This is a genomic window from Clostridium thermarum, from assembly GCF_006351925.1.
Classification (GTDB): Bacteria; Bacillota; Clostridia; order Clostridiales; family Clostridiaceae; genus Clostridium_AU; species Clostridium_AU thermarum.
In genome coordinates, this window is the sequence record NZ_CP040924.1 from 795,069 (window position 1) to 811,248 (window position 16,180).

Sequence of the window (16,180 nt, forward strand, 5' to 3'; positions counted from 1 at the left end):
ACAATAATTATCCTTGAAAAATTCTTCTTCATATATAAGTTTTCCTAGAGGGCTACAGAATAATTCAACTAATACGTACATGAAAGAAAGTGGGAAGCACTTTTTTATGCATTAAAGTTTTTAATTTCAGTATTCACATCTAAAATAGTCAATGTTATAATTGACCACAGAGAAAAAAATAAAAGGTGAATGACAAAAGATACTGTCATACCATTATGAGGTGTATGAAGATGAGTGAAGCATTTGTTATAGGAATTGCAGGAGGAACAGGCTCGGGAAAAACAACCTTAGCCAGAAGGCTGAAAGAAGACTTTGATGATGATGTGATCCTTCTATGTCAGGATTATTATTATAAGTCAAATAATGACCTTCCCTTTGAGGAAAGAGTAAAGTTGAATTATGACCATCCAAATTCCTTCGATACAGCGCTGATGATAGAGCAGATAAAAAAGTTGAAAGCCTTTAAAGAAATAGAAAGACCTGTATATTCCTTTGTAGAACATAGAAGACTGGAGGAAACCGTAAAGGAACAGCCCAAAAAGGTCATTATTATTGAAGGGATATTACTATTTGAAAATCAAGAGTTAGTGGACTTGATGGATATAAAAATATTCGTTGATACCGATGCGGACATAAGATTTATCAGAAGATTAGAGAGAGACACTAAGGAAAGAGGCAGAAGCATAGATTCTGTAATAAACCAATACTTAAATACAGTGAGACCAATGCATGAAGCCTTTATTGAACCTAGCAAAAAGAGAGCGGATATCATAGTACCCGAAGGTGGCATGAATCATGCGGCTTTTTCTATGATACAGGATAAAATAAACAGCATAATCAACGGTTCTGCTAAGAAATAGGACTTGGTAGGAAGAGGGACTTCATAAATGGAGTCCCTCTTTTAATGAGAAAGGAATAATGAGTAATTGTGGATGAAATTCAGCGGAGCTGAATTTTTCTAATTATTTTTTTATTAATGTAAGTGATAGAGGACACATAACCGCGTCCATATAGAAGTTCAACCAAAACTTTGTATTAATTTTCCTAGCAGCAGCTTTATAGTTTTCTGAATAATTGAAAAATTAGGAAACAAATGCTATAATAAAAGTATAATTTAACAAGTTGATCCATATGAAAGTAACGAGAGACACTCCCTAGAGTGGCCGAAGGAGCAATATATAAATAAAGCCTATATTTATATAGAAACTTTCAGGCAAAGGTATCGTTACTTGATGGAACTCTGAAAAGTCCGTGTATGACGGCACCGAAGGAGAAATCATGTAGCATGATTATGCCGTGAAAGCTTTCAGGTAAAGAAACAGAGAGATGTGAAGGTGTGTGTTTAGCATCCTGTCACATCTCTTTTTTATTAGTTAAGACATATAAAAATTTTGGAGGGAAGGTAAGTGGAGCATTTAAAGAAAACCGCCTTGTTTAACGTACACCAAAAATATGGAGGGAAAATAATAGATTTTGCAGGTTGGTCCCTGCCGGTACAGTATGAAGGCATATTACAGGAGCACGAGGCTGTAAGAAAGACTGCCGGGTTATTTGATGTCTCCCATATGGGGGAGATTGAGGTTAAGGGCATACAGGCAGAAGAATTTATGCAGTATTTAGTTACTAATGATGTAAGTACCATCGGTATCGGGCAAATTATTTACGCCTTGATGTGTTATCCACATGGTGGAGTGGTGGATGATGTACTCATATATAAGTTTAGCCGAGAATACTTTTATATAGTAGTCAATGCCAGCAATATTGAAAAAGATTACGTGTGGATCACAGAGAATGCTGCCGGATACCATGTTCAGATTATCAATAGGTCAGCTGATATATCCGAACTTGCTCTTCAGGGACCCAAATCGGAGGAAATACTCCAAAAGCTTACAGCACAGGATTTATCTCAACTAAAGTTTTTTAACTTTATGGACGATGTCCACATCAATGGAGTAAAGTGCCTGATATCTAGGTCAGGTTATACAGGTGAGGATGGCTTTGAAATATATGCTGATAATAAATATATAGAAAAGGTCTGGGAGGACCTAATGGAAGTTGGGAAAGTATTAGGACTGGTTCCTGCTGGCCTGGGCTGCAGGGATACCCTAAGATTTGAAGCATGTCTGCCGCTGTATGGCAACGAGATATCAGAAAACATAACACCTTTGGAAGCAGGCCTAAATATCTTTGTCAAACTGAATAAAGATAACTTTATAGGCAAAGCGCCTTTGTTAAAACAGAAAGAGGAGGGCTTGAAAAGAAAACTTATAGGTTTTGAAATGTTAGACAGAGGAATAGCAAGGCATGGCTATGAAGTTTCAGTGGAGGGAAAAAATATAGGTATTGTGACTACCGGATATATGGCACCTAGCCTGAAGAAAAATATTGGCCTTGCACTTGTGGACAGCAATTTTTCCGAAATAGATACGGAAATCAATATTGTCATAAGAAATAAGCCGGTTAAGGCTAGAGTTATAAATAAGAAATTTTACAATAAAAATTATAAAAAATAATAGGGGGTATTTTTCATGAAAGTTTTAGAAGGATTATTGTACACAAAGAATCATGAGTGGGTTAGAAAAGAAGGAGAAAAGGCCTATGTGGGTATTACAGATTATGCACAGAATGCACTGGGAGCCATAGTTTATGTAGAACTGCCTGAGACAGGCAGTGAATTTGCTGCCGGGGATAGCTTTGCAGTGGTGGAATCAGTAAAGGCAGCCTCTGATGTTTATTTGCCTGTAGCAGGTACCATAATAGAAGCAAATGAAGCCATTGTTGATGAACCGGGGCTTGTGAATGAAGAGCCCTATGACGCTTGGATGGTATGTGTTCAACTTGAAGATGGTGAAAAACTGGAAGACTTAATGAGCCCTGAGGAATATACTAAATTCTGTGCTGAGGAGAGATAATATGTATCCTTACATTGCAAATAGAATTCAAGACGAAGAGCTGATGCTGAAGACTATTGGGGTAGAATCAATTGAAGAACTTTTTAAGGATATTCCTGAGAGTATTAGGCTAAAGGATGGATTAAAGCTGCAAAAATCCAAGGCTGAGCTGGAAGTGACAAATGAGCTTGAAAGCATGGCAAACAGAAATAGAAATTTAAAGGAATTAGTTTGCTTTTTAGGGGCAGGAGTTTATGACCGCTATATACCCTCAATAATAAAACATATAATCGGACGGTCAGAATTTTATACCTCCTATACCCCTTATCAACCGGAAATAAGCCAAGGTACCTTGCAGGCCATTTTTGAGTATCAAACTATGATAGCAGATTTAACAGGAATGGATACAGCTAATGCTTCTATGTACGATGGAGCTACTGCTTGCGCAGAGGCGGCCATGATGGCTGTAGATAATACCAGAAGAAAGAAAATAATCGTATCCAAAACTGTGCACCCGGAAGTAAGAAGAGTTTTAGCTACCTATATGAAGGTTCATGAAGCATGTCTTATTGAAGCAGAAGTAAATGAAGGGGTTACTGACATAGACCATCTGAAAGGCTTAATTGACAAGGATACAGCAGGAGTAATAGTACAGAATCCAAACTTTTTTGGAATAGCGGAGGACTATTCTGAGATTGAAAAAGTTACCCATGAAAATAAAGCTCTGTTAATTATGAATGTGGAACCTATAGCCATGGCACTGCTTAAAACACCGGGAGAAATCGGGGCAGATATTGCCGTTGGAGATGGTCAAAGCTTAGGAAACAGTATGAGCTTTGGAGGGCCGCACTTAGGCTTTATGGCTGTCAGTGCAAAATTAATGAGAAAGTTACCGGGAAGAATAGTAGGCCAAACAGTGGATGTAGAAGGCAAGAGGGCTTTTGTATTGACCCTGCAGGCAAGAGAACAGCATATAAGAAGAGAAAAGGCCAGCTCAAATATTTGCTCCAACCATTCCTTAAATGCTTTGGCAGCAGCGGTATACATGACTACCTTAGGAAAGCAGGGAATTAAAGAGGTAGCGCAGCAAAGCATGAAAAAGGCCCACTATGCATACAAGCAATTAATCAAGACCGGTAAGTACGCACCATTGTTTAACAAGCCTTTCTTTATGGAATTTGCAGTGAAGTCACCAGTGGATATTTCTAAACTAAATGAACAGCTTTTAACTAATGGAATATTGGGAGGCTATGATTTAGGTAGGGATTATCCCCGATATAGGGACGGTTCATTACTCTGTGTTACAGAGAAGAGAACAAAGTCTGAAATAGATAACCTTGTCCAGATAATGGAGGAAATAGTATGAAGGAATACAATGCTTTAATTTTTGAAGTTTCCAAAGAGGGAAGAAAAGCCTATTCTCTGCCCCAATGTGATGTGCCGGAATGCTCTACGGAAGAAATGATTCCAGAAAACTTATTAAGAAAATCTGAATTAGACCTACCGGAGGTCAGTGAAGTTGATGTCATAAGACATTACACCTTGCTTTCAAATAAGAACTATGGTGTGGATACCGGCTTTTATCCACTAGGCTCTTGTACCATGAAATACAACCCGAAGATTAATGAAGATATGGCAATCTTATCAGGTTTTAGAGATATTCATCCCTATCAGAGGGAGGAAACTGTACAGGGAGCGCTGGAGCTGATGTATAACTTAAGCTTAGCCCTATGTGAAATCACCGGTATGGATGCTATGTCCCTGCAGCCCGCAGCAGGGGCCCATGGTGAATTAATGGGACTTATGATTATTAAGGCTTATCATGAGAGCCGTGGCGAGTATAAAAGAAAGAAGATAATTGTGCCGGATTCAGCTCATGGAACTAATCCTGCTTCTGCATCCGTTGCCGGTTTTCAGGTGGTGGAAGTAAAATCTGACAGTAAAGGTGCTGTGGATTTGGAAAGTCTAAAGTCAGTATTAAATGAAGAAACTGCAGGATTAATGCTCACTAATCCAAGTACCCTAGGGCTTTTTGAAAAGAATATCCAAGAGATAGCACAGCTTGTTCATGAGACTGGAGGACTGCTATATTACGACGGGGCAAATATGAATGCCATAATGGGAATAACACGGCCTGGAGATATGGGCTTTGATGTTGTTCATTTAAATCTCCATAAGACCTTTGCCACTCCTCATGGCGGAGGAGGTCCCGGAAGTGGGCCTGTAGGGGTAAAGAAGCAGTTGGAACCCTTCCTGCCGGTACCAGTAGTCAATAAAGAAGGAGATCTATATAGGCTAGATTATGACAGGCCTCTAAGCATTGGTAAGGTGAGGAGCTTCTATGGCAACTTTGGAGTTTTGGTAAGAGCTTATACCTATATACTTACTATGGGGGCAGATGGTTTAAAGAAGACCAGCGAAATGGCAGTCCTAAATGCCAACTATATGAAGGAACGGTTAAAACACCATTATTTCCTGCCAATAGACGAGGTATGTAAGCATGAATTTGTACTGGGGGGCCTGGAAGAAGGTGCCCATACCGTTACTACCTTGGACATGGCAAAGAGACTGCTGGACTATGGCTATCATCCGCCAACCATATACTTCCCGCTTATTGTGGATAGTGCCATAATGGTGGAACCCACAGAAACAGAAAGCCTGGAAACTATAGATGCCTTTATTGAAGCTATGATTAAAATATCTCAGGAGGCAAGAGAGGATCCGGAAGTTCTGAAAACTGCACCCCACAATACTGTAGTGCGTAGGCTTGATGAGGTGAGGGCGGCAAGGATACCGATACTGAGATGGCGGAAGAATACTTGAAAATTGACAATTGACATTTGACAGCTGATATAAAGTATTCTTTTAAATAATAGATTTCACAAAGAGTAGGTGAATTAATGGATAAGAGTATAATTATCATCGGAGGAGGGCCGGCGGGATATACGGCTGCTATTAGGGCAGCTCAGTTAGGGGCTAAAGTTACCCTTGTTGAAAAGGATGAATTGGGGGGGACCTGTTTAAACCGTGGATGTATTCCAACAAAAGCATTGTATAGAACTGCAGAAATAGTAAATACCCTGAGAAATGTTGATCAGTTTGGGATAAGGGTTGAAGGGTATGGCATTGATGTAAATAAAATCCAAGAAAGAAAAAGAACCATTGTTAAGCAACTAGTGTCCGGAATTCAACAGCTTTTAAAAGCCAATAAGGTTGAGGTGGTTAAAGGAAGGGCCCAGTTTAAGAATGAAAGTACCGTAACAGTCATAAAGGATGATGGAAGCGAGGAAGAATTAAGGGGAAATGACATAATCATAGCCTCCGGATCCAAGCCAATGCTTCCGCCTATCCCTGGAGCTAACTTAGAAGGGATAATGCTAAGTGATGACATTCTGGATTTTACTGAAGTGCCAAAAAGCCTTGCTGTGATAGGAGGTGGGGTTATTGGCATGGAGTTTGCGGCCATTTTTAATGCACTGGGAACAAAGGTCACTGTTGTGGAATATATGCCCAGTATTTTGCCTATGGCCGATTCAGATATTATTAAGAGATTCACAGCTATACAGAAGAAAAAGGGGATGGAGATATTTGCTTCAACTAAAGTCATTGGTATTGAAAAGTCGGAGTATGAATATATCCTAAACTGTGAAACAAAAAAGAGCACAACTAAAATAGCTGCGGAAAAAGTGCTGCTTTCCGTTGGACGTGTACCTCTGATAGAAGAATTAAACTTGCAGGCTGCCGGTATAGGCTTTGATAGAAAAGGGGTGGAGGTAGACAGTAACTTCAGAACCAATGTAAAAGGCATATATGCCATTGGTGATATCAATGGGAAGGCAATGTTAGCCCATGCCGCCGCCCATCAGGGAATAAAAGCAGCTGAGCATATTGTAATAGGAAGAGAATCGGATGATAAAAGTGTAGTACCTTCCTGTATATTTACTTTCCCTGAAATAGCTTCCGTTGGTATTACTGAAGAAATGGCTAAGGAGCAGGGGATAAACTATAAGATGGGTAAATTTCTTTTCGGTGCAAATGGGAAGGCCCTTACCCTAGGAGAACCGGAAGGTATGGTAAAGGTTATATCGAAAGCCAGGGATGAAGTGGAAGGCGAAAAAATAGAGGAGATCATAGGAATTCATATAATGGGGCCTCATGCCTCAGATATAATACATGAAGGCACACTGGTGGTAAGTACTGGCTTAAGGGTTGAGGATGTAATAGAGACCATGCATGCACATCCTACCTTGGCAGAAGCCTTTTCAGAGGCTGTGATGGCTATAAAGGGCCAATCCATACATCAGGTGAATAGGGGATAATGTTAAAGGAGTAGTCTGTGGAGACTACTCCTTTAATAGAAGTCGAAAAAAAATATAAATATTTTATTAACAAAAAATTAGTAATTGTTAATAAAATAACAAAATATATGTCTGTTAAAATGTTGCTATCCATTGAATTTACATGATTTTATCTGATTTTACTTAAAGTTTAATTGTTAATTTGGTAACTATCAGACAAAAAATAGCTGATAAAGAGGTAATATATACCATTATTTGACATACCATTTAGCCTGATTTCACGATATAATATGATTGGGAGTAAACCGTTTCATTCATTTACAGTACATAACAGCATAGTTTACTCACCGATTATGCTAAAATACTAGCACAAAATTACAGCATTTAAAATTTAACAAAGAGGTGAATTAACAGATGATCGACGTATTAATAGCCTTACTGCCGGTAATCGTGGCAGGTACGTATTTTTACGGATTCTCAACTTTAGGAGTTATAGCGGTTGGTGCGGTAGCCAGCGTTATAGCCGAGGCAGTATTCAATGTAATAGTAAAAAGAAAACAGACTATTAAAGATTTAAGCGCTGTAGTAACAGGGATAATTGTAGCCCTTATTCTGCCACCTTTTATTCCGCTATGGGTTGCAGCAGTAGGTTCAATATTTGCTACAGTTGTTGTTAAGTTGTTCTTTGGTGGGCTTGGAAACAATTTTATGAATCCGGCAGGAGCTGCAAAAGCTTTTATCATAGCTTCATGGGCAGCAGCTATGATAAAGCCATCAGATTTTTCTGCTGAGAGAACTGCACCGGTATTTGACTCAAAATTGTTGTCTATGGTAATTGGACAAGTAAAAGGAAATATGGGGGAAGTATCAATAGCTGCAATATTACTGGGTGGACTATATTTAGTTATAAGAAGAAAGATTTCTATAGTTACCCCGTTAGTTGCAATATTATCTTCAGCTGCCATGGCGGCACTATTAGGCTATGATGTACAATCTAAATTACTGGTTGGATCACTATTCTTTGCTGCGGTGTTTATGGCTACAGAGCCACATACTACACCTAAAAGTGCTTTAGGACAAGCTATATTTGGCTTAGGTTTTGGAATAGTATCCATGATAATTATGATTTTAGGATATAATTCTGAGGGACCATATTATGCAGTAATAATCTTAAACTTATTTACTCCGGTTATAGACCACTTTACTTCCAAGAAAACAGTAAAGGAGGCTGCTAAGTAATGCGGGAAAATTTAAAACTAGGTTTGATTTTATTTATAATAACAGCTCTTTCTGGACTTTCAATAGGATTTGTCAACGACCTTACAGCAGAAACCATAGCTGAGAACAAGGCGATTTCCTCAAGCGACTTAGCTGAGCTTTTGCCTGGAGCAACAGGCAAAACTGTTCTTGAGGTTCCTAGCGGTGATGAGTCTGAAAAGACAAAGGTGGAGGAAGCTTTTGAGGTTCAGGGGGATAGCGAAGTACTGGGACATATAATCAAGGTTACGACAACTGGCTTCCATGGGAATATAGAAATGTTTGTTGCTATTTCTAAAGAAGATAAGTTGTCTGGAATAAAAGTAATTGGACATTCTGAAACACCTGGTCTGGGAGCAAAAATAGTTGAGGAAAAGTTTAGAAGTGGGTTTGTGAGTAAGCCTGTAGAAAAGGGCATTTCTATAGTTAAAGGGCAAGCTTCTGCCGAAAACGAAGTTGATGCAATAAGCGGTGCTACAGTATCTTCAAGAGCTGTAGGAACAGGAGTTAATACTGCAATTTCTTACTATATGAAAACTATAAAGGGCGTTGATTTTGAATTGGAAGAAACCGATGGAACCTCCGGTGCTAGCGAATCAGATGCTACTTCTGGCGCCAGTGGCTCTGATGCAGCTTCGGGTGCAAGTGAAGCAGCATCAGATGGAACCTCTGGTGCAAGTGAGTGACAAAAGCTTTGAGAAAAGGAGTGGAAAAATGAATAAGTTAGTTGAGAGATTTAAGAATGGATTAATCACCGAAAACCCAACTTTTGTTCAGGTTTTAGCCATGTGTCCAACTCTAGCGGTTACAACCTCTGCGGAAAATGCATTAGGTATGGGCTTAGCTACAATGGTAGTTTTAATATTTTCAAATGCAATGATTTCAGCACTGAGAAAGGTTATACCGGATAAAATTAGAATTCCCGGATATATAGTAATAATCGCATCCTTAGTTACTGTGGTTCAAATGTTAATGGAGGGCTATGTACCGGCCTTATATAAATCTCTTGGTATATTTATACCCTTGATAGTTGTTAACTGTATTATATTAGGTAGAGCAGAAGCCTATGCTAACAGAAATCCTATCTTACCAGCAATTTTTGATGCTATAGGAATGGGATTAGGCTTTACTGCAGGCTTACTTGCTGTAGGTACCATAAGAGAAATTCTGGGTGCAGGTACCTTCTTTGGAACTCAGGTTATGCCTGAAGCATACAAACCGGCATCAATTATGATATTGGCACCGGGAGCCTTCTTTACTCTTGGAACACTAATGGCTGTAATCAATTATGTGAACATTAAAAAGGCGAAGAAAGCCGGGACTAAAGCTAAAACTTTAGATCATAACTGTTCGAGCTGCAGCATGGCATCTCAGTGCCATGGAAACAACGTGTAAGGGAGGTACATTAGTATGGAGATATTTTTGATTTTTATAAGTGGCATATTCATCAATAACTATGTGCTTTCTAAATTTTTGGGCATATGCTCCTTTCTTGGGGTTTCCAAAAAGAAAGAAGCAGCCATTGGTATGGGATTAGCTGTTACCTTTGTTATGATAATAGCTTCCTTAATGACCTATATAGTTAATACCTTTATATTGATTCCTTTGAAATTGGAATACTTATCAACAATAGCTTTCATTCTTGTTATAGCTGCCTTGGTGCAGTTTGTTGAAATGGTTATAAAGAAATATTCACCTGGCTTGTATAAGGCTCTGGGAATATATCTTCCACTTATTACAACAAACTGTGCTGTTTTAGGTATGACCATGTTAAATGTTCAGGAATCATATAATTTACTGGAATCAGTAGCTAACGGAATTGCCTCTGCTCTTGGATTTATGCTTGCTATAGTACTTATGTCCTTTATCAGACAGAACGTAGACAGCAATGAAAATATACCGGAAACACTCAGAGGACTTCCAATAACCCTTTTTACAGCCTGTCTCATGTCCATAGCATTTTTGGGCTTCCAAGGACTAATAAGATAGGTAAGGGGAGGTAGAGCGTTATGGATTACATGAATATATTAAGTGCTGTTCTAAGCTTAGGGTTTTTAGGTTTACTCTTCGGTGTTCTGCTGGGCTATGCCGCAAAGAAATTTCACGTTGAAATGGATGAAAGAATACCAAAGATAAGAGAAGTACTGCCAGGAGCCAACTGTGGTGGCTGCGGTTATGCAGGTTGTGAGGCCTATGCAACTGCAATAGTAGAAGAAGGAGCACCATTAACTGCCTGTACCGTAGGTGGTGCTGCCTGTGCTTCAAAAATAGCTGAGATTATGGGAGCTCAAATAGGAGAAGTTGCAGTGGAGGTGGCTAAGAAAGTTGCCTTTGTTAAATGCAGCGGCAATTGTTCTTCCAGAAAGATAAAAGCGGACTTGCAGGGAGTAACTACCTGTAAGGAAGCTGCGGCTCTGGAAGGTCTGGCAGGCTGTTCATACGGCTGTTTTGGCTGCGGTGACTGCGTGAAGGCTTGTAAGTTCGGTGCCATAGCTGTAGTTGATGGGGTGGCAGTGGTTGACGAAGTAAAATGCGTAAATTGTGGAGCTTGTATAAAAGCTTGTCCTCAGAATCTTATTGAATCAGTGCCAATGGATAATGCTTATAGAGTGGCATGTAATTCAAAGGATATTGGTAAGACTACAAGAGAAAATTGCTCAAAGGGATGTATTGCTTGTAGAATATGTGAAAAGAATTGTCCTGTACAGGCAATTGCTGTGGACAATAATATAGCTTCTGTGGATTATACTAAGTGTACAAACTGTGGTCTGTGTGCTTTCAAATGTCCTGTTAAGGTAATTACCGGAATACAGATTAAACAACCAGAAATGGTATAAAAGAGAATGAGGGCTATCATAGCCCTCATTCTTTTTTTGCTTAGTATCTGCCTCTTCCGCAGCCAGCGCAGGATAAGAAGAATAATGCGATTATGAATAATACTCCGTTTCCTATTACGTCATTTCCTTTGCCTTTTCTGTCGCAATCATCATAGTCATCGTCCTTGTCAAATCCGAAGCCTTTTCCATGCTTTGAGAATTGAAGAACTATAAGAATTAGTATGATAAGGGTTGGGAAATCGCAGATACAATTCTTATCACCTGTGTATGGCATGCAAACGGGTTTTGGTTCACACATAGGTCTACAATGACATCTACTCATTTTTTAATCCACCTTTCAAATAAGTTTTATTTTTTATTATCTTGCAGCAATTTATGGCATGTATCAACTGTGCCGTACGTTACACAGTCAACAGAATGCCGGTTTTCTTTGGATTCTAATATATCATATGATTTCTGTACAAATTTGCTACTAGTGATTTATTTGAATTAAAATAAAAATTCGCATATGAAAGAAATTGCGTTGTGACGCAATTTTCTTATATGCCTTACTATATCAAAAGTAATTGACAATAATCGCTAACTGTACTATAATCTAAGATAGCCGAAATGCTGTGAAGCGGATAAGTACTTAAGCAGAGAGCTTAAAGAGAGTGGCGGTTGGTGGAAAGCCATAGCGAACGTTTAAGGAAAATCACCGTGGAGCTGATAGCTGAAATAGTGTTTCATAATACTGAGTAAGCGAGTCCGTAAGCCTACGTTACAGGATAGAGTATAGACTGGAATTAAGCTTTATTGATTCTGAATATGTACTTGATTTGTGTACTTTAGAGGTGGTATTGCGAATATAACTTCGTCCTGTAGGGCGAAGTTTTTTATTTACTTATAGAGTTTAAAACAATACATATAAATACTCTCACTTTTAATGAGTTTTTAATAACATAATTTGGTTATACTAGTATATAATTCATTAATATCTGAAAAGTAGACTATACAATGGAAGGAAAGGGGAAACAAGATGTACAAAAAAGTAGATTCTTCCAAGGGCTTTGTACAAATTGAAAAAGACATACGAAAGCTTTGGGAAGAGAAGAATGTGATTCAAAAAAACTTTGACATGAACAAAGAAGGTGAATACTTTACTTTTTATGACGGACCGCCAACAGCAAATGGTAAGCCCCATGTTGGTCATATTATAACAAGAGTTATTAAGGACCTTATACCAAGATATAAGGTTATGAAGGGATATAAGGTATTAAGAAAAGCCGGTTGGGACACACATGGACTTCCGGTAGAACTTGAAATAGAAAAGAAGCTGGGTATCTCAGGGAAACCTCAGATAGAAGAGTATGGTGTAGAAGAGTTTATAAAGCATTGTAAGGAAAGCGTATTTACCTACGTTAATATGTGGGAGGATATGTCTAAAAAAATTGGTTATTGGGTTGATATGGATAATCCTTATGTAACCTATCACAATGATTACATTGAATCCGAATGGTGGGCACTAAAGAAAATGTGGGAAAAGGATCTTTTATACAAGGGTCATAAAATAGTACCATACTGCCCAAGATGCGGAACTGGTCTTTCATCACATGAAGTTGCACAAGGCTACAAGGATGTTAAGGAAGCAACTGCTTTTGTAAAGTTCAAGATAAAGGGAGAAACTAACAAGTATATACTTGCTTGGACAACAACTCCATGGACTTTACCTTCCAACGTTGCCTTAGCGGTAAATAGAAAATATGATTATGCAGAGGTAAAAGTTCATGATGAGTATTTTATACTCGCTAAAGACCTCTTATCTGTATTAAACCATGAACATGAAGTTATAAGAGAGTTCAAAGGCGAAGATATCTTAGGAATGGAATATGAGCAATTATTCCCCTTTGCCACTCCGGATAAGAAGGCCTTCTATGTTATCCATGGAGACTTTGTTACCTTGACTGACGGTACAGGAGTAGTTCATATTGCACCTGCTTATGGAGAAGACGATAATCTTGTTGGTCAGAAATATGGATTACCGCTTATCAATCTGGTAGATGGAGAAGGAAAGTTCGTTGAGAGTGTTGAGCCATGGGCTGGAGTATTTGTTAAGAAGGCAGATCCAAAAATACTAGAATATATGGCAGAACATAACATGCTCTATAAGTCAGAAAAGTTCACTCACTCCTATCCACACTGCTGGAGATGTGACACACCGCTGCTTTACTATCCAAAGGACAGCTGGTTTGTAAAGATGACTGCCCTTAGAGATAAATTGCTTGAAAACAATAATAAGATCAACTGGTATCCTGACAATATAAGAACCGGTAGATTTGGTAAGTTCCTTGAAAATGTTATAGACTGGGGTATTTCAAGAGATAGATACTGGGGAACTCCGCTGCCAATTTGGCAATGTGACTGCGGCCACAAGGAATGTATCGGCAGCATAGAAGAACTAAAGCAAAAGGGAATAAATACTCCTGAAAATATAGAGCTTCATAAGCCTTATATTGATGCTGTAAAGTTAAGATGTGAAAAGTGTGGAGGGGAAATGACAAGAACCGGCGAGGTTATTGACTGCTGGTTTGACTCAGGATCTATGCCTTTTGCCCAGCATCATTACCCCTTTGAGAATAAGGAATTATTTGAAGCTAACTTCCCTGCACAATTTATATCAGAGGCAGTAGATCAAACTAGAGGATGGTTCTATACACTGCTTGCTATTTCCACGGCAATATTTGATACTAATCCTTTTGAGAACTGCGTAGTATTAGGCCACGTACTTGATAAGCACGGCTTAAAGATGTCAAAGCATAAGGGAAATGTTGTAGACCCATTCGAGGTAATTGAGCATCAAGGCTCTGACGCAACAAGATGGCATTTTTACACTGCCAGTGCTCCATGGCTGCCAACCAGATTCTCTGAGGATGATGTAGCTGAGACTCAAAGAAAGTTCTTAAGCACACTGTGGAATGTTTACTCCTTCTATGTGCTTTATGCAAGCTTAGACAATTTCGATCCTACAAAGCATGCAGACTTTGAATCCGGAAATGTTATGGATAAGTGGATTATGTCAAAGCTTAATACCTTAGTGAAGACTGTGGATGAAGATCTGGATGGATACAGAATAACTCAAGCTGCACTAGCAATAGAGTCCTTTACTGATGAGCTATCAAATTGGTATGTAAGAAGAAACAGAGCCAGATATTGGAGTGAAGAGTTAACAGACGATAAGATTGGAGCTTATGTAACTTTATATAGAGTTCTTGTTACACTTTGTAAGGTAGCAGCTCCATTTGTACCATTCATGACTGAAGAGATTTACCAAAACTTGGTTGTAAACTTGGATCCTTCTGCACCGGAGAGCATACATCTATGCATGTGGCCGGAGTACAATGCTGATACGGTAGATAAGGACCTGGAGAAGGCTATGGACCTTGCTTACAGCATTGTTAAGCTTGGTAGAAGCGCAAGAAATGGTGCCAATATTAAGAATAGACAGCCATTGTCAGAAATGCTTGTAAGTACTGCAGCACTTCCTGAGTACTACGGAGATATAATTAAAGATGAGTTGAACATTAAGAAGGTTCAATTTGGTGCCGATCTTTCAAAGTATGTTAATTTTGAAATTAAGCCAAATCTTCCTGTATTGGGAAAGTCTTACGGTAAGATGATTCCTGCAATAAGAAAAGAAATTGCCAGCAGAAATCAGATGGAGCTTGCTCAGGAAGTACAAAGCGGTAAGTCTGTAGTAATCAACGTTGATGGAACAGAAATTGAGCTCAACAAGGAGAACTTGCTGGTTACAATGCAGGGCTTGGAAGGTTTTGCTTTTGCCGGTGAAGGAACAATAGGTGTAGTACTTGATACTCATATCAGTGATGAATTGAGAGAGGAAGGACACCTTAGAGAAATTGTCAGCAAGATTCAGAATATGAGAAAAGAAAGCGGCTTTGAAGTTGCTGACAGAATCAATCTCTATATAGCCGGCAATGACATGTTAGAGGCTGTAGGTAAGAAATTTGAGGATGTAATAAAGAGAGAAACTCTGACTGTTGAAGTTGTATACGGAAGCGATAAGGCAGGTATAGAATTTAATATTAACGGTGAAAAGCTAAAAATGGCTGTTGAAGTAGTTAAGTAATTAATATTGCGGAAAATCTTTATGTATAAGATTTTCCGCATTTTTTTCTGTCACCAACCGTAAAGAGCAACATATAATAATCTAGTAAGTATACTCTTACATACTTATTTATATGAGTAATTTTTCAGGAGGCTATAAATGAGTGAAGAATATTTATCCATGGAAGAAATGAGAGAATTTGTTCCTGGAACAACAGCAGGGCCCTTTTCACCTGGAACATCTGCTTTTGCGGCAGGCGCACCGGCACCAATATTTTTCGGTTCTACACAACCTACATTTCCGAGTTTTTCAGTGACTCCCAGTGGAGAATTGGTTGGAGGACCTGCTGCTGTGGGAGCTGGACAGCAAGTACCGGGAGCAGCACAGCAAATACAGGCAGTACCTCAGGCAACCCCTGGCCAAGTACAACAGGTTATTCCTGGTTTAGGGCTTCAAACACCAACGCCAGAAAGTTATTTATATACACAGGGATATCTGCGAACTCAAATAGGAAAAAACGTTAGAATTGAATTTCTTATTGGTGAAAGCATACTCACAGATAGAAGAGGAATATTAAGGCAGGTTGGCATAGACTATGTAGTAATTCAAGAAGCAGATTCTGACGATCTCCTCACCTGTGATTTATATTCTATTAAATTTGTAACTACTTATCTGTAATCTATTGTATTAGATGATAAATAAAAATTATGCCTTATGTTCTAATTTCCTCTAAAATCTAATATCGGATTGTACACATTTGGGGCTGTCGCACAAAAAAGACCGGCAGCTCTC

The 16,180-nt window shown here is 38.8% G+C and carries 14 protein-coding genes, 2 riboswitches and 1 other annotated feature; of the genes, 13 read left to right on the forward strand and 1 reads right to left on the reverse strand.

Annotated elements, in window-relative coordinates:
- The first annotated feature begins 230 nt into the window (after window positions 1-230).
- From udk to FHY60_RS03410, 11 genes are all read left to right on the forward strand, one after another.
- Entirely contained in the window at window positions 231-860 is a 630-nt protein-coding gene (gene udk, locus FHY60_RS03360; protein ID WP_139903464.1) for a uridine kinase, read from the forward strand.
- Window positions 861-1,131: 271 nt separating this feature from the next.
- Window positions 1,132-1,235, forward strand: a riboswitch (glycine riboswitch).
- A 3-nt stretch (window positions 1,236-1,238) separates the two neighbouring features.
- A riboswitch (glycine riboswitch) is annotated at window positions 1,239-1,324 on the forward strand.
- A gap of 82 nt (window positions 1,325-1,406) precedes the next feature.
- On the forward strand, window positions 1,407-2,513 hold the full coding sequence (gene gcvT, locus FHY60_RS03365) for a glycine cleavage system aminomethyltransferase GcvT (RefSeq protein WP_139903466.1): 1,107 nt from the start codon (window positions 1,407-1,409) through the stop codon (window positions 2,511-2,513).
- 15 nt (window positions 2,514-2,528) lie between these two features.
- Entirely contained in the window at window positions 2,529-2,912 is a 384-nt protein-coding gene (gcvH, locus tag FHY60_RS03370) for a glycine cleavage system protein GcvH (RefSeq protein WP_139903467.1), read from the forward strand.
- A gap of 1 nt (window position 2,913) precedes the next feature.
- Complete coding sequence (gcvPA, locus tag FHY60_RS03375) at window positions 2,914-4,257, forward strand: aminomethyl-transferring glycine dehydrogenase subunit GcvPA (RefSeq protein ID WP_139903469.1); 1,344 nt, start codon at window positions 2,914-2,916, stop codon at window positions 4,255-4,257.
- A complete protein-coding gene (gene gcvPB / locus FHY60_RS03380; protein ID WP_139903471.1) occupies window positions 4,254-5,714 on the forward strand; it encodes an aminomethyl-transferring glycine dehydrogenase subunit GcvPB in 1,461 nt (486 codons plus the stop codon). Before gcvPA ends, gcvPB begins: the two co-directional genes overlap by 4 nt.
- Window positions 5,715-5,791: 77 nt before the next feature.
- Window positions 5,792-7,210, forward strand: a complete 1,419-nt coding sequence (gene lpdA / locus FHY60_RS03385) for a dihydrolipoyl dehydrogenase (RefSeq protein WP_139903473.1) — start codon at window positions 5,792-5,794, stop codon at window positions 7,208-7,210.
- Between the two features lie 393 nt (window positions 7,211-7,603).
- Window positions 7,604-8,428 (forward strand): RnfABCDGE type electron transport complex subunit D, encoded by an 825-nt coding sequence (locus FHY60_RS03390; RefSeq protein WP_139903475.1) that lies wholly within the window; start codon window positions 7,604-7,606, stop codon window positions 8,426-8,428.
- Window positions 8,428-9,132: an RnfABCDGE type electron transport complex subunit G gene (locus FHY60_RS03395; protein ID WP_139903477.1), complete on the forward strand. Its 705-nt coding sequence runs from the start codon at window positions 8,428-8,430 to the stop codon at window positions 9,130-9,132. The genes FHY60_RS03390 and FHY60_RS03395 overlap by 1 nt, the downstream gene beginning before the upstream one ends.
- A 28-nt stretch (window positions 9,133-9,160) precedes the next feature.
- The gene (gene rsxE, locus FHY60_RS03400) at window positions 9,161-9,841 is read left to right on the forward strand and encodes an electron transport complex subunit RsxE (protein ID WP_139903478.1); all 681 of its coding nucleotides are present in this window, start codon (window positions 9,161-9,163) and stop codon (window positions 9,839-9,841) included.
- A 15-nt stretch (window positions 9,842-9,856) separates the two neighbouring features.
- Window positions 9,857-10,435 carry an electron transport complex subunit RsxA gene (gene rsxA / locus FHY60_RS03405; protein WP_139903480.1) on the forward strand — a complete coding sequence of 193 codons (579 nt, stop codon included), beginning with the start codon at window positions 9,857-9,859 and terminating at the stop codon, window positions 10,433-10,435.
- Between the two features lie 20 nt (window positions 10,436-10,455).
- The gene (locus FHY60_RS03410; RefSeq protein WP_139903482.1) at window positions 10,456-11,283 is read left to right on the forward strand and encodes an RnfABCDGE type electron transport complex subunit B; all 828 of its coding nucleotides are present in this window, start codon (window positions 10,456-10,458) and stop codon (window positions 11,281-11,283) included.
- Between the two features lie 40 nt (window positions 11,284-11,323).
- Here FHY60_RS03410 and FHY60_RS03415 read toward each other — a convergent pair whose 3' ends face one another.
- Window positions 11,324-11,605: a hypothetical protein gene (locus FHY60_RS03415; RefSeq protein ID WP_243122212.1), complete on the reverse strand. Its 282-nt coding sequence runs from the start codon at window positions 11,603-11,605 to the stop codon at window positions 11,324-11,326.
- A gap of 283 nt (window positions 11,606-11,888) precedes the next feature.
- Window positions 11,889-12,147: a binding site (T-box leader), on the forward strand.
- Window positions 12,148-12,301: 154 nt separating this feature from the next.
- On the opposite strand from FHY60_RS03415, the gene ileS reads away from it, so the two are divergent.
- Together ileS and FHY60_RS03425 are read left to right on the forward strand one after the other, a co-directional pair.
- Complete coding sequence (ileS, locus tag FHY60_RS03420; RefSeq protein ID WP_139903484.1) at window positions 12,302-15,409, forward strand: isoleucine--tRNA ligase; 3,108 nt, start codon at window positions 12,302-12,304, stop codon at window positions 15,407-15,409.
- Window positions 15,410-15,547: 138 nt separating this feature from the next.
- Window positions 15,548-16,066 carry a hypothetical protein gene (locus tag FHY60_RS03425; RefSeq protein ID WP_139903485.1) on the forward strand — a complete coding sequence of 173 codons (519 nt, stop codon included), beginning with the start codon at window positions 15,548-15,550 and terminating at the stop codon, window positions 16,064-16,066.
- The last annotated feature ends 114 nt before the right edge of the window (window positions 16,067-16,180 follow it).